Annotated in this window: 12 protein-coding genes; 5 read left to right on the forward strand and 7 right to left on the reverse strand. The window is 60.8% G+C overall.

All coding sequences use genetic code 11. The annotated features are described in order from the left end of the window. Positions 1-85 precede the first annotated feature (85 nt). From NW818_RS06385 to gcvP, 5 genes are all read right to left on the reverse strand, one after another. A complete protein-coding gene (locus NW818_RS06385; RefSeq protein ID WP_414349926.1) occupies positions 86-1741 on the reverse strand; it encodes an ABC1 kinase family protein in 1656 nt (551 codons plus the stop codon). 45 nt (positions 1742-1786) lie between these two features. Then, positions 1787-2368, reverse strand: coding sequence for a peroxiredoxin family protein (locus NW818_RS06390; RefSeq protein ID WP_414424109.1), 582 nt, complete (start codon positions 2366-2368; stop codon positions 1787-1789). Positions 2369-2405: 37 nt separating this feature from the next. Next, complete coding sequence (locus NW818_RS06395; protein WP_414424110.1) at positions 2406-2843, reverse strand: SRPBCC family protein; 438 nt, start codon at positions 2841-2843, stop codon at positions 2406-2408. Positions 2844-2845: 2 nt separating this feature from the next. Continuing rightward, positions 2846-3409 carry a hypothetical protein gene (locus NW818_RS06400; protein ID WP_187147251.1) on the reverse strand — a complete coding sequence of 188 codons (564 nt, stop codon included), beginning with the start codon at positions 3407-3409 and terminating at the stop codon, positions 2846-2848. 148 nt (positions 3410-3557) lie between these two features. Next, a complete protein-coding gene (gcvP, locus tag NW818_RS06405) occupies positions 3558-6524 on the reverse strand; it encodes an aminomethyl-transferring glycine dehydrogenase (RefSeq protein ID WP_414424111.1) in 2967 nt (988 codons plus the stop codon). A gap of 193 nt (positions 6525-6717) precedes the next feature. Here gcvP and psbU point away from each other — a divergent pair, with 193 nt between their 5' ends. The 3 genes from psbU to csaB all read left to right on the forward strand — a co-directional run bounded on the left by psbU (position 6718) and on the right by csaB (position 9194). Continuing rightward, positions 6718-7086, forward strand: coding sequence for a photosystem II complex extrinsic protein PsbU (gene psbU / locus NW818_RS06410; protein WP_041436072.1), 369 nt, complete (start codon positions 6718-6720; stop codon positions 7084-7086). Positions 7087-7137: 51 nt separating this feature from the next. Beyond that, positions 7138-8031: an Rpn family recombination-promoting nuclease/putative transposase gene (locus tag NW818_RS06415; RefSeq protein ID WP_414424112.1), complete on the forward strand. Its 894-nt coding sequence runs from the start codon at positions 7138-7140 to the stop codon at positions 8029-8031. A gap of 77 nt (positions 8032-8108) precedes the next feature. Next, on the forward strand, positions 8109-9194 hold the full coding sequence (csaB, locus tag NW818_RS06420; RefSeq protein WP_414424113.1) for a polysaccharide pyruvyl transferase CsaB: 1086 nt from the start codon (positions 8109-8111) through the stop codon (positions 9192-9194). 155 nt (positions 9195-9349) lie between these two features. Here csaB and NW818_RS06425 read toward each other — a convergent pair whose 3' ends face one another. After that, complete coding sequence (locus NW818_RS06425; RefSeq protein ID WP_414381633.1) at positions 9350-10504, reverse strand: homocysteine biosynthesis protein; 1155 nt, start codon at positions 10502-10504, stop codon at positions 9350-9352. Positions 10505-10633: 129 nt separating this feature from the next. Between NW818_RS06425 and NW818_RS06430 the strand changes: the two genes are divergently transcribed. Next, positions 10634-11563, forward strand: coding sequence for an ABC transporter permease (locus tag NW818_RS06430; RefSeq protein ID WP_414424114.1), 930 nt, complete (start codon positions 10634-10636; stop codon positions 11561-11563). Then, positions 11560-12384, forward strand: a complete 825-nt coding sequence (locus NW818_RS06435; RefSeq protein WP_414424115.1) for an ABC transporter permease — start codon at positions 11560-11562, stop codon at positions 12382-12384. Before NW818_RS06430 ends, NW818_RS06435 begins: the two co-directional genes overlap by 4 nt. Here the strand turns inward: NW818_RS06435 and cpdA are convergent. Then, positions 12381-13175 carry a 3',5'-cyclic-AMP phosphodiesterase gene (gene cpdA, locus NW818_RS06440; protein WP_414424116.1) on the reverse strand — a complete coding sequence of 265 codons (795 nt, stop codon included), beginning with the start codon at positions 13173-13175 and terminating at the stop codon, positions 12381-12383. The two genes, NW818_RS06435 and cpdA, sit on opposite strands and share 4 nt — an antisense overlap. Positions 13176-13337 lie beyond the last annotated feature (162 nt).

Consider the following 13337-nt stretch of genomic DNA (forward strand, 5'->3'; position numbering starts at 1 on the left):
CCGTTTTGGTGTTCTTTTGGAAACATCGAGATCCAGACAAGGGCAGTAGGGCCCTGAGTCCACTGATGAGCCAACCTCAGCCAATCTAGCCGCGCAGGCGACCGGAGCGCAGGATGCTGATGACGAGCCACAGCCCCAACAGGCTGGCCGCGCCGAACAGGAGTTCGCTCAGCCCAAAGACCTGAAACCGCTGCGTCTGAGCCGAGATGATGGCAGCTCCGACGATCAGAGAGCCGACCACAATGCTGTAGGAAAGGCGGTTGGCCGACTGATCCAGGCTGCTGCGGATCCCGTCCAGCTCTTGGATGGTCAAGTTCCAGCGCTGGGTTTCCGAGGTGATGCGGCTGAGCAGCAGCTCCATCTGGCGCGGCGATTGCAGAGAGAGATTTTTCAAATCCAAAGCCGTGCGCAGCAGCGAAGGCAGAGGGGCCTCCCCCAGCAATTGCGCCCGAAACACATCCGCCATCAGGGGGCGAAGCTGCTCCGGCAGGTTGTAGTCGGGGGTGAGCTGGCGGGCGATCCCTTCCAAATTGGCCAGCGCCTTGGCACAGAGGCCCAAATTGCCGGGAATGCGGATCTGGTTGCGCCGGGCCGCCTGCAGGATCTCAGAAAAGAGCTGGCTGAAGTTGAGCTCCGCAATGCTCAGGGTGTAGTACTGGCGCAGCAGACGCTCGTAGTCGCTTTGGAGCTGGGCCAAGCTGACAGTCTGATCCCGCGAGCGGGCCGTGGATCTTTCCGGCAGGGCCAACTCTAGGGTCAATTCGGCACAGCGCTGGGCATCGAGGCTGACAATGGCCAGCATCAGCTCCAGCAGAATCTGCTGCGTACGCGGATCCAGCCGCCCAATCATGCCGCAATCCAGCAGGGCTACGCGACCGGATCCCAAGTAAAAGAGGTTGCCCGGATGGGGATCGGCGTGGAAATAGCCGTCGATGCAGATCTGCTGAAAAAAGGCGCGGGTCAAGAGGCGGGCGATGTTTTCCGGGTCCGCGTCGCTGCGATCCGCCTCCAACAGGGGCCGGCCCTCGATCCACTCCAGCGTCAATACCTTTGGCGTAGTGAGAGGCCAATGGATGCGCGGCACCACCAGTTGGGCCGGATCAAACCAACGCCCCCTTTGCAACTGTTGGCGGAGCTGCTCGGTGTGGCGGGCCTCTTGGGTAAAGTCCAGCTCTGCTTGAATGGCCCGGCAGAACTCATCCGCCAAGGCCACCACATCTGCCAACCTGCCGAACTCCGTTTGCGCCACCAGCTCGGCAATGCCCCGGATTAGCCGCGTATCCCGCTCCACCACCGCCTCCAGCCCGGGCCGCTGGATCTTGAGGGCCACCCACTCGCCGCTGACCAGACAAGCCCGATGGACCTGGGCAATGGATCCCGCCGCAACCGACTCTGTGTCCAGGCTGCTAAACACCTGCTCCAACGGCTGCCGCAACTGCTGCCGCAGCAGGATCTCCACCGCATTCCAGGGAACAGGAGGTACGTCGGCCTGTAGGGTGCTGAGGGCCTCGATGTACTCTCGCGGCAACAGGTCCGGACGGGTGCTCAGCAGCTGGCCCAGCTTGACATAGACCGGCCCCAGATCCACCAAAATGTTGCGCAGCACCATTGGGGGGGGCAGTTGGGGTTCCCCAGCCTTGCCAAAAGAGAGCAAGCGGCGCATGTAGTCCCAACCGTGGCGCAAAACCACCTCCAGGATCTCGGCCTGACGCGCCCCACTCTGGGCCAGACGGGCAAACATCGCAGTCTCTCTCCCTGGAAGTCCAATGGCAGAGAAGCCCGATCCCTAGAAAAAGGGGATAGGGGCCACCCTACGGGTTCCATCCCAGCCGGTTTGCAGCCCCTCCCGCAACACCCGCAGCACCTCATCGGTATCGGCATTGGGCTGGGCAAAGGAGAAAACATGCTTGAAGCGCAGTTTGCCCTCCCGATCCACAACGAACTGGGCCGGCAGGGGTGCTCCCAAAGCTTGGCCAACCCCATAGAGGCGGAAGGTTTTGCACTCGGGATCCACCAGCAGCGGGTAAGGCAGCTGCAGGTCTGCTTGAATCTGCTGGCTTTGAACCGGATCAGTGCTGGTGACCATCAGCAGCTCGGCCCCCAGAGCTTGGATCTCGCCGTAGCGGGCTTTCAGCTCTTGGATGTGGGGGTAGCAAAAAGGGCAAAACAGTCTTTCGGTGAAGATACGAGTAAAAGCCAGAACCACCGGCTTTTGGCCGCGGTAGTCCGATAGCCGCACGGGATCCCCTTGCACGCGCGGCAGCTCAAAATCGGGGGCAATCTGGCCGATTTCCAGAGAAGTGTTGGCCGGTTGGGGGATGAAGTTGTCGGCAAAGCGACGGTTAAACAGTCCGCTGTTGCTGGTCATTGCAGTTTTTTACGTTTCTTTACTACTTGCCACCAGCCTAACCCAAAGCCTCGGCCACCGCCTTCAGCCGTCGGAGCTGGGCCCGCATATCCTGCTGGGTCGGCCCTGCTGCCAACAGGTAAAACCCTGCCGCCACCCAGGGATTGGGGATGCGGAAGTCGAAGCAATTGACCAGGAGGGTACCCTCCGGCTGGGGATGGCACTCCCAGCGGTCGGTTCCTTCAAAAAACCCCTCAAACTGCCACTGCACCAAGCCTTCTGCCCGCTCTGTAATCACGCAATCCAAGCTGGGGGAAGCGAAAGGCAGGCGAAGGAAAAAGCGGTAGCGGCTGCCCAATTCCGCCAGAGGGGATCCCACCGCCTCACAGCCCAACAGCGGGTTGAGCCAGCGCTTCATCAACTCCAGGTCGGTGAGGCAGCGATCCACCTGGGCCACGCTGGCCGCAATCTGAATCGACTGGGTATAGATGGGCATCCTCAGGGGGAAGTTGGGGGAGCGAGCTTGGCCGCAGAGAGGTCTTCTGCCGTGGCAGAGGGGGATACGGTGCTCAGCAAAATCAAGATATCGCGATATTCCACCTGATCCGGCCCGCGACGGGGGGATCCCACTTGCACCACCGCCTGTTGGAGAGGCTTTTTGGGGTGGGGGGGAGACTCGAACACCAAGGTGCGGATCCCATTGGCCTGCTCGATGTCCGAGAGGATGTCCCAGCCCCGGCCCCACAGGGTGCGGCGGTAGTAGGCGGCAATCGCCTCCAGAGGCTGAGAGGTCTGCAAGATCAGGGAAGCAAGGCCCCCCTCTCGATCCCGAATCTGTCCCGAAGAGATGATGGAAGCGTTGGGCAACTGCAAGTGAGGGGGAAACTGAGGGGGAAGGGCGCGGGCATCTCCTAGGGAAGCCTCAAAGTGCGTGCCATCTTTGCCGATGTGACGCCGCACGGGATCCTGATCCACTTCTTGAGCAACCGGATCAGGCATCTTGCGGCAGGCCACGAGGGATCCCGCCAACAGCCCCAGGGTTAGCCGAGTAAGAATAGGCAAAGAACTTGGCCCCACTGACGTGAACCGCTCAAGACGGGGATTTTTTCTCATCCGTTGGCCAGGGATCCCTGACTGGTTATAGCGGATCCCGCCTTTGGATACAACTGAACCTCCTCTTCTGATTCCGAGCCAGGCTCGAAAGCAGCCATCATTCCTCCAACCAGGGCTGACAACTGCACACCAGGTGGCGATCCCCGTAGGCGTTGTCGATGCGGCTGACGCTGGGCCAGAACTTGTGGGCCTTGACCCAAGGGAGCGGGTAGGCGGCCAGCGAGCGAGGATAGGGGCGATCCCAGTGGTCGGCAGCCACCACCTCGGCGGTGTGGGGGGCCAGCTTGAGGGGATTGCGCACCGGATCCATCTCGCCTCGCTCAATGGCGGCAATCTCCTGGCGGATGGCAATCATCGCCTCGCAGAAGCGATCCAGCTCCTCCAGAGATTCGCTCTCGGTGGGCTCCACCATCATTGTCCCCGGCACCGGCCAGGAGATGGTGGGGGCGTGGAAGCCATAGTCCATCAGGCGCTTGGCCACATCTTCCACCTCGATGCCAGCGCTTTTTTTCAGGGGGCGCAAATCCAAAATACACTCGTGGGCCACCCACCCCCCCGGCCCCTTGTAGAGCACCGGGTAGTAGGGATCCAGCCGCTTGGCGATGTAGTTGGCGTTGAGGATGGCCACTTGGCTGGCCAGGGTGAGGCCGGCGGATCCCATAAGGCGAATGTAGGCCCAGGAGATGGGCAAAATGCTGGCACTTCCCCAGGGGGCAGCGCTGACGGGGCCGTTACAACCGGGCAAAACAGGATGGCCAGGCAAATAGGGCACAAGGTGGCGGGCCACGGCAATGGGCCCTACCCCCGGCCCACCTCCCCCATGGGGAATGCAGAAGGTCTTGTGCAGGTTGAGGTGGCAGACATCGGCCCCCAGCTCGGCAGGACGGCAGAGGCCCACCTGAGCGTTGAGGTTGGCCCCATCCATGTACACCTGTCCCCCCGCCTCGTGGATTATCTGGCAAATCTCGCGGATCCCTTCCTCAAACACACCGTGGGTAGAAGGGTAGGTGATCATCAAGGCGGCCAGCCGCTCCCGGTGCTGCTCCACCTTGGCCTGCAAATCCTCAATGTCGATATTGCCGGCTTCATCACAAGCTACGCTCACCACCTGCATCCCCGCCATCACGGCGCTGGCCGGGTTGGTTCCGTGGGCCGAGGTGGGGATCAAGCACACCTGCCGCCGGCTTTCCCCTCTGGCTTGGTGGTAGCGGCGGATGGCCAACAGGCCGGCATATTCCCCCTGAGATCCGGCGTTGGGCTGCAGAGAAACTCCGGCAAAACCGGTGATCTCCGCCAGCATCTTTTCCAACTGGGCAAAGAGGGCTTGATAGCCACGGGCCTGCTCCAGGGGCACAAAAGGATGGAGCTGGGCAAACTCCGGCCAGGTGACCGGCATCATCTCCACCGTGGCGTTCAGCTTCATGGTGCAAGAGCCCAAGGGGATCATGGAATGGGTGAGAGCCAGATCCCGGCTTTGCAGGCGGTGGATATAGCGCAGCAGCTCAGTTTCCGAGTGGTAACGGTTAAAGACCGGATGGGTGAGGTAGGGGGTGGTGCGCAGGAGCTGGGGCGGCAAGCTCTGGCCCAAATCCGGCCCTGGGCTGTCGGGATCCCAAGCTGGCGGTAAGGACTCCGCTCCGCTGCGGGGAAGGGTTCCGGCAAAGATCTCCCACAGATCCCGCAGATCCTGAGTGGTGGTGGCCTCATCCAAGCTGATCCCCAGCGTCTGGTCATCGATCTGGCGTAGGTTGATCTGTCGCTGGGCAGCGCCGGCCTGGATCGCCTGCACCTGCTCTGGAGAAGCTACCTTGACCCAGAAGGTATCGAAGAAATGCTCGGGCCCCACCTCATAACCCAACTGACGGATCCCGGTGGCCAAGTGATGGGCCTGGCGGTGGATCCGCTCGGCTATGTGTCGCAAGCCACGGGGGCCGTGGTAGACGGCATACATAGAAGCCATCACCGCCAAAAGCACCTGGGCAGTGCAGATGTTGCTGGTGGCCTTGTCCCGCCGGATGTGCTGCTCGCGGGTCTGCAACGCCAAGCGCAGGGCCGGCTTGCCTTGAGCATCCTGAGAAATCCCCACCAGCCGTCCTGGCAGCAGCCGCTTGTGGGCCTCGCGGGTGGCGAAGTAAGCCGCATGGGGGCCGCCATAGCCCAAAGGCACGCCGAAGCGCTGGGTGGATCCCACCACGATGTCCGCTCCCCACTCTCCTGGGGGTTGCAATAGGGTTAAGCTGAGCAGGTCGGCAGCCACCGTCACCACCATCCCCTTCTGGTGAGCCTGCTCCACCAACTGCCGGTAGTCCCGGATTTCCCCAAAGGTGTTGGGATATTGCAACAGCAGCCCAAAGCCCTTCTCCGGGCAAAACTCCGCCAGATCCGTCACGCGCACCTGGATCCCCAAGGGCTCTGCCCGCGTCTGTACCACGGCAATCGTCTGGGGATGGCAGCCCCGATCCACCCAGAAAACTGGGGATCCCTTGCCCGCCAAGGTGTAGGCAAGAGCCATGGCTTCGGCGGCTGCGGTGGCCTCGTCCAGCAGGGAAGCATTGGCGATCTCCATCCCCGTCAGGTCGATCACCATCGTCTGGAAGTTGAGCAGGGCTTCCAACCGTCCCTGGGCAATCTCAGCTTGGTAGGGGGTGTAGGGGGTGTACCAGGCAGGGTTTTCCAGGATGCTGCGCTGAATCACCGGTGGCGTCAGGGTGTTGGAATAGCCCATGCCCAAAAAGGATCGCCACACCTGGTTCTGGGCAGCCATTGCCTTCAGTTCCGCCAACACCTGCTGCTCAGGGCAAGGGGATCCCAATTGCAAAGGCTGGCTGCTGCGAATGGCCGGCGGCACCGCCTTCTCCACCAGCTCCTGCAGCGAACTCAGCTCCAACACTTGCAACATCTGCCCAATTTGCCGGGCATCCGGCCCAATGTGCCGTCTGAGAAAGAGTTCGGTCTGCCCCAGCAACTCCAGCTCCGGAGAAGGCGTGGGTTGTGGGATCCCTGGAGATGGATCCCGGCTGGGGGGGTCAAGTCGAGTCGAGTGGAGAAGGGCCAAGTCGGACATGGTGCGATAGCCGAGAAAGGGAGAGCAAGAAAGACTGTCTCCTGATCATAGTTGTTAAAAATTGTTTCTGTCGGGATCCAAATCCTGTCTTGGCCTTCGATTCGGGGTAGAGGGGATGAGACACTAGATGGTCGGAGAATGTTAGCAACCTATACAGATGAGCCTTTTGGATTCTGCTTGGAGAAGTGATGCTATGCGCTGGCTGCTGTCCATCTTGGTTCGTGTGGTGTTAGTGCTCTGTCTGTGCTTTGCTCCTTTGGGGATCCCTGTTGTGGCCAGGGCCGCAGAGCTTCCCCCGGTAAAGCACTTGGACACTCCGATTGACGTGAACAACACCATCTTGCGCAACTACCGCCAACTGCCCGGCTTCTATCCCACCCTAGCTCGCATCCTGGTGAAAAATGCCCCCTACAAGAGCCTGGAAGACATGTTGCAGATCTCAGGCCTGACAGAGCAGCAAAAGGCCCTGATCAAAGCCAACGCCGAGAACTTCGTGTTTGGCGAGTATCAGGAAGGGGCTAACCAACTGGAAAACCGCATCAACCAAGGGTACTACGGCTGATCTCGGCAGAGGGGCCATCGGGAGAATCGGCTTTTGTAGGAAAGGGATCCTGTGGCCTACGATAACGTCTGCAAGTACTTGGTGGAATGGTTCCCCGAGTCCTTTGCCCGGTGGCTGCTGGGATCCCCGGTTCCCTTGATCCAGCTCCAGCCAACGGAGCTCTCCAGCGAGCCCATTCGCGCGGACTCCCTCATCCTGCTGAGGGCCCAAAACCTGATTTTGCATCTGGAGTTTCAAACCGACCCGGATCCCGACATTCCCTTGCGCATGGCCGACTATTGCCTGCGCCTGTTCCGTCGCTATCCTGACCAGGAGGTGCGGCAGATTGTCATCTACCTAAGAAAAACCCAGTCAGAACGGGTGTACCAGATTTCTTTTCAACGGGGATCCCTTTCTCATCGCTTTGAGGTCTTGCGCCTGTGGGAACAAGATCCAGAGGTGCTATCCCGATACCCAGGCCTCTTGCCCTTGGCGGTACTGGCAGAGCCGGACAATCCAGAACCCCGTCTGCGGCAGGTGGCCAGAGCCATAGCTGAGATGGAGGATCCCAAGCTGCGGCAGGAGTTGAAAGCGGCCACTGCCGTCTTAGCAGGATTAACATGGACGCCAGAGGAAATCAGCAGGGTTCTGGGAGGTTTGGCTGTGCGGGAATCGACCATCTATCAGATGTGGCGAGCAGAAGCCCTCAAAGAAGGGCGAGAGGAGGGCCTGAAACAAGGCCTAGAGCAAGGTCTGCAACAGGGTCTGCAGCAAGGTCTGCAGCAAGAAGCAGCTCGACTGACTCTGAGTCAACTGCGGCGCAAGCTGGGATCTTTGCCGGAAGACCTGTCTGAAACCATCCGCCTCTTACCTACCGAGCAACTGGAGGCTTTGGCGGAAGCGCTGTTGGACTTCCAAACCCTGGCCGATTTGATCCAATGGCTCAGGGAGTCATCATCCAACTAGGGTTTGCCGTCGCGGCCTTTTCCAACCTCACAGGACTCTGTGGGTGAGTTAGGATCCCTGTTACTCAGATGGACTCGATGAAACGGCCACAGGTTTTGATCTGTGGCTACTACGGCTACGGCAATGCCGGCGATGAGGCGTTGTTGCTGGCTCTCTTACGAGAGCTAGAGCAGTTGCCCAGCCCCGTACAGCCGGTGGTGCTCTCCCGTCGCCCTGCCGAAACGGCTGCCACCTATGGGGTGCTGGCCTATCCGCGCTTCAACAGTTTGGCTTTACGGCGCTGTCTCCAGGAGGCCCAGGCTTTCATCTGGGGTGGAGGTGGCCTGCTGCAGGATCGCACCAGTTGGCGCAGCCCTCTCTACTACCTGGGGGTGATGGGCCTAGCCCAGCGATGGGGGCTAAGAACCGTTGCCTGGGCCCAGGGGATCGGGCCGCTGCAGCGGGGGTGGATTCGCGCACTAGCCCGTCGCTCGTTGGCAGGTTGCACGGCCATTAGTGTGCGGGATGGAGTTGCCTCCCAATGGCTGCAAGAGTGGGGGATCCCTCACCAGGTGGCTCCGGATCCCGTCTGGAGTTTGCCGTCCAAAACCTTGCCGGAATGGGAAACGTGGCCTCAGCCCCGCATTGCTGTGGTCTTGCGTCCGCATCCGCAACTGACTGGAGCCTGTCTAGAAGCTTTGAGCCAGGGTTTACAGCGTCTCCAGGCTTCCACGGGGGCATACCTTCTCTTCGTGCCCTTTCAGCTGGCTCCTCCCGGATCCCCTGACCTTGGGCCAGACTACCGCTTGGCTCAGCAGCTTCAGCAGCGCCTACCCCACCGTAGCCAAGTGCTGGAAATTCGGGATCCCTGTCTATTGAAAGGAGTCTTTCGGGGTGTCAGGCTGGCGATCACCATGCGCTACCACGGATTGGTGATGGCGGCGGCAGAGGGCTGCGCCTGTTTTGGTCTCAGCTACGATCCCAAGGTGAAAACGCTGCTCCAGGAATTGGGCATGCCTGGCTGGGATCTGCAGGAGATGCCCACCGATCCTGAAGCCTTACACCAAGCTTGGCTGGCCTGCTACTCAGAGGGCCTAGCTCTCAGCCCTGCCCAAGCTGACCTGTGGGCGAGGCAATCGGCTCAGCACGCTCAGTTGTTGAGACAGCACCTGAAGTGGGGTTGATGGGGTTGCCTGGAGAAGTTGCTGCCAGGGCGAATTCCGGTAGCGGTTCTTCTGGAGAGCCGCTTTACCCCAAAAGTAGGGAGGCACGGTGTCCCCGAACCAAAGCGCTGCGTGCATCCGCTTGAGGAGGCCCCCAATTCATTGAGGGGAGGACGTCACCTGAGAGGGTTTTGGGGGAGAAACTCCCGATCCAGGGGCAGGGGGGCGACAGGTTGGGTGAGGGTAAATTGGCCACTTTCTATCCACTGCTTGAGGATTTCGGCAATTTGCATGGAGCGGCGCAGGCTGGCCAGAGGGGCAGTGCGAACCTTGCGGCCATTGAGGGTGATCTGGCCGGATTTGAGCTGGGCATAGCTCACTAAGCCAAAGGTGGGCCGCACCCGGCGGGGAATGGAAAAGTCAATCACGGGGGCAACCAACTCCTCATCCCGAATGGCAATGGCCTCCAAATCCGCAGGAGCAAGGATGGGGATGGGGATCCCGACCCCCAACATCAAGCTGGGGCCGTAGTTGCGGAAGTAGCAGCCCCTCACCCATTCCGCCTGCATTTGCTTGGCATCCCCAATCAGGGCTAGAGTGGCCGCCGGGCCGATGGGAGTTTGGTTGGGCAATCGCTTTTGCAGCGGAAAGTGTTGGGTGCCCTCCCAGGCGACGTAGCCGATGCCGCCTCCCAAAAAGATGCGGCTGCCGATCCCCACCCGGCGCAACAGGGGATCGTTCAACAAGGGGGATAGCTCTCCCGGGTTGGAATAGACGGCATTGCCCAGATGCGGTTCCAACAGACCCAAGTAGGTGTACAAAGGCCGATCCCCGCCGTTCACCCCGACGATGAAGTTTTGGTAGGCATTGCGGGGGTTGAACAGGTAAAACTGGTTGAGCTGATCCCGAGTCAGGGTGGTCTCGTAGTCGGCGCGGGGGTAACAATCGGTCACTTGGCCGATGGCCCGCAAATGGACGCGCTTGCCCGCCACCAGGTCGGCAATGACATGGCCGCCCCCATAGGCTTGATCCGCTTGCTCGCTGGGTTGGGCTGCCCCCAGGTAAAGATCCACCGCGCCAAATCCGGCATAGGCCGGTACCCCGTTCAGCCAAGCTTGGCGAATCTTGATGGGCGGATCCGTATGGCCCAGGTTCACAATGGCTCCTGAAGACTCCATTGGCTCAAAGGTGCCGGTGGTGATCACATCCACCTGCTCAAAGGCTTCCTGGATCCCCAAGGTGGCCAGCTTGGCTTTGGCTTCCAGGGCCGTCCACACCCGCACCTGGCCTTTGGCAATGCGTTGGTTAATCTGGTCTAGGGTTCTCTCCATGGGATGTAAAGATCGCAATGGTTGGTCGCGTTGGCGGTGTGGAGCACTAGGCAGTCTTGATCGCTTGATCGTCGAGGGATCCGCTCCCATCTTGAATTCTCTCGTGAGGCAGCTCTTGGGACTGGCTCAATGAATAGCTTAAATGGACGGGGATCTGGGCCGGTGGGGCTTAAGGGGATCCGGCAGTATGGGCCGCTTTTGCCGGCGTTGGCGTTGGTGGGCCTGCTCTACGGCGGGGGGCTGCTGCTGGCTCTGGCCCAGAGTGTGGGCCTCTACGGCCTGGGCGAGAGGGGGTTTACCCTGCAGGGGTATGGGGAGCTGCTGCGGGATGCGGAAGTCGGGGGATCCCTGTTGCTCAGCCTCAGAATCGCTCTGTTGGCAACGGGGTTGGCGCTGCTTTTGGGGCTGGGGCTGGCGCTGCTGTTGCGGGGGGTGGGGGGGTGGGCCATCTGGCTTGGCCAGTTGACGCTGCCGATTCCTCATTTGGTGGGGGTGGCGGGGATGCTGCTGCTGCTGGGGCCCAGCGGTTGGCTGGCGCGGCTGGCCTTCCAACTGGGCTGGATTGCCTCGGATCAGGATTTTCCCTTGTGGGTGAACGACCGCGGCTATGTGGGGGTGTTGCTCTATTGGCTTTGGAAGGAGATCCCGTTTGCCGCTCTGGTGGCGCTGACGCTGCTGCGCGGGATGGGATCCGAGCTGGAGCAACAGGCCCGGCTGCTGGGGGCTTCTGCCGCCCAGACGTTTTGGTATGTAACGCTGCCCTTGCTGAGGCCGGGGCTGCTGGCCACCGGGATTCTCATCTTCGGCTTTGTCTTCAGCGCCTTTGAGGTTCCCTTGCTCTTGGGGCCCACCTACCCGCGCACCTTGCCCGTTTTGATCTATCAGCGCTTCACCCACATCAACCTGGAGCAGCGGCAGCAGGCGGTGGCGCTGGGGATCATCCTGCTGGCTGTCTCGGCAGCGGTGGTCAGCCTAATCGGAGGGCTGTTTGCAGCCAGAGTATCCTTTCTGCAGCTGCCGTTTGGCTCAGCGGGACGGAGTCCTTGGAGAAAGCCGTGAAAGGACGCAGATGGATTGGGGGATCCCTGCTCCGCCTTGGGGTGGCCGGAGTGGCCCTCCTTTGGGCTTTGCCCTTTGGGGTGCTGGCCCTTTGGGCCTTCACGCGGGCCTGGTATTTTCCCGATGCCCTGCCCCGGGCATGGAGCATAGCCGGTTGGCAGCAACTGCTGAGCTGGGGATCCCAGTTCCGGGCAGCCTTCGGCCAGAGCTTGCAAATTGCCCTGTTTACCACCCTGCTGGCCTTGGGGGTGGGGATCCCGGCGGGACGAGTTTTGGGCACCCATCCTGTGCCCGCCTGGCTGCGCCTGCTGTTGCTGTTGCCCGTCATCACCTCTCCTCTGGCTGTGCTGATGGGGATCCAAGGGGTGCTGATTCGCCTGCGGCTAGACGGTGCCCTGCTGGGGGTGGTGCTGGTGCATCTGATCCCCACCATTCCCTACATGGCTCTGGTGATGGGCAGTGTGTTCGCCCGTTTCGACCGCGGCTACGAGGCGCAGGCCCGCTGTTTGGGGGCGGATCCCTGGCAGGTGTGGTGGCAGGTGACGTTGCCCCTCATTGCCCCTGGGGCAGCCATTGGGGCGGTATTTGCCTTTTTGATCTCTTGGAACGAATTTTTGCTCACCTTCTTTGTCGGCGGTGGGCGGGTTCTCACGCTGCCGATGCTGCTCTACAGCCTTTTGCAAGGGGGAAACAATACCCTGGTGGCTGCAGTGGCCTTCCTGTCGCTGCTGCCGGGGTGGTTGGCCTTGCTGGGGGCCAGCGTCTGTTTGGGGCAGGCCATCGGGCTACCCCCCACAGAGGTTCAAGAGGGGGAGAGCTAATATCCCTTCAGGGCCAGGTTGGGCCGTTGCAGAGCAGCTCCCACCCGTTGAACCTGAGTTTTGAAGCTGCCATCTCGCTCCAACCATATCTGCCTCAGGGCAGGGGGAATTACCTCCAGGCCAAACTGGGGGCTCTTGGGACGAAATTGCACACAGGTTGAGGGACAAGCCAGGTAATCAACCCCCTCCCGCCGGCGGTGCAGGTCTTGGTGAATATGGCCGAATACAACGAGGCGGATGTGGTCGAACTCGTCCAGAACCCCAAACAACCGCTCTGGCTGCTGCAGGGCACTTTGATCCAGCCAGGCAGAATCCACCGAAAAAGGGGGATGGTGCAGGGCCAACAAAACATGGTGTTGGGCGGCTTTGCTCCGCTGCAATTCTTGTTTCAGCCACAGCAGCGTGCGCTCCGTCAGGTAACCGCTATCTTTGCCGGGCACGAGGGAGTTCAACAAAATAAAGCTCCAATTTTCCCGGCTGAAGCTCTTGTCCCCGAATAGCCGCTCGGCATGAAGCTCTTGGTTCATGGTGTGCAGGCGATCGTGGTTGCCTGCCAACCAGTAAGTATCGATGGGGAGAGCCTGCAAATGGGCTCTCAAACGGGCGTAAGATGCCGCACTGCCATCTTGAGAGAGATCTCCGGTAAGCAGCAGCAGATCCGGCAAGGGATCCAGAGCGGCAATGGCCTTTTGCACCTGCAGGAAAGAGGCTTCCGTGTCCACCCCCAGCAGCCGGTGATGGGGCTTGGCAAACAGATGCAGGTCGCTGATCTGAACCACGTATACGGTCATAGAGCAAGCCCAAGAGGGTGGGATCCCATCTCCGCAGGTTCAAAACACTACCGTTCTAGCACCAGATGGCCCGGCTGGAACCCGTAGGTAGGGTCATTTCGATTCAAGCTAGGACACTGCACCCACACCCAAAACGTTGGTCGCGTCTTCGCGTCAGCGTTG

The sequence above is a fragment of the Synechococcus sp. R6-5 genome (assembly GCF_047461775.1).
Taxonomy (GTDB): Bacteria; Cyanobacteriota; Cyanobacteriia; order Thermostichales; family Thermostichaceae; genus Thermostichus.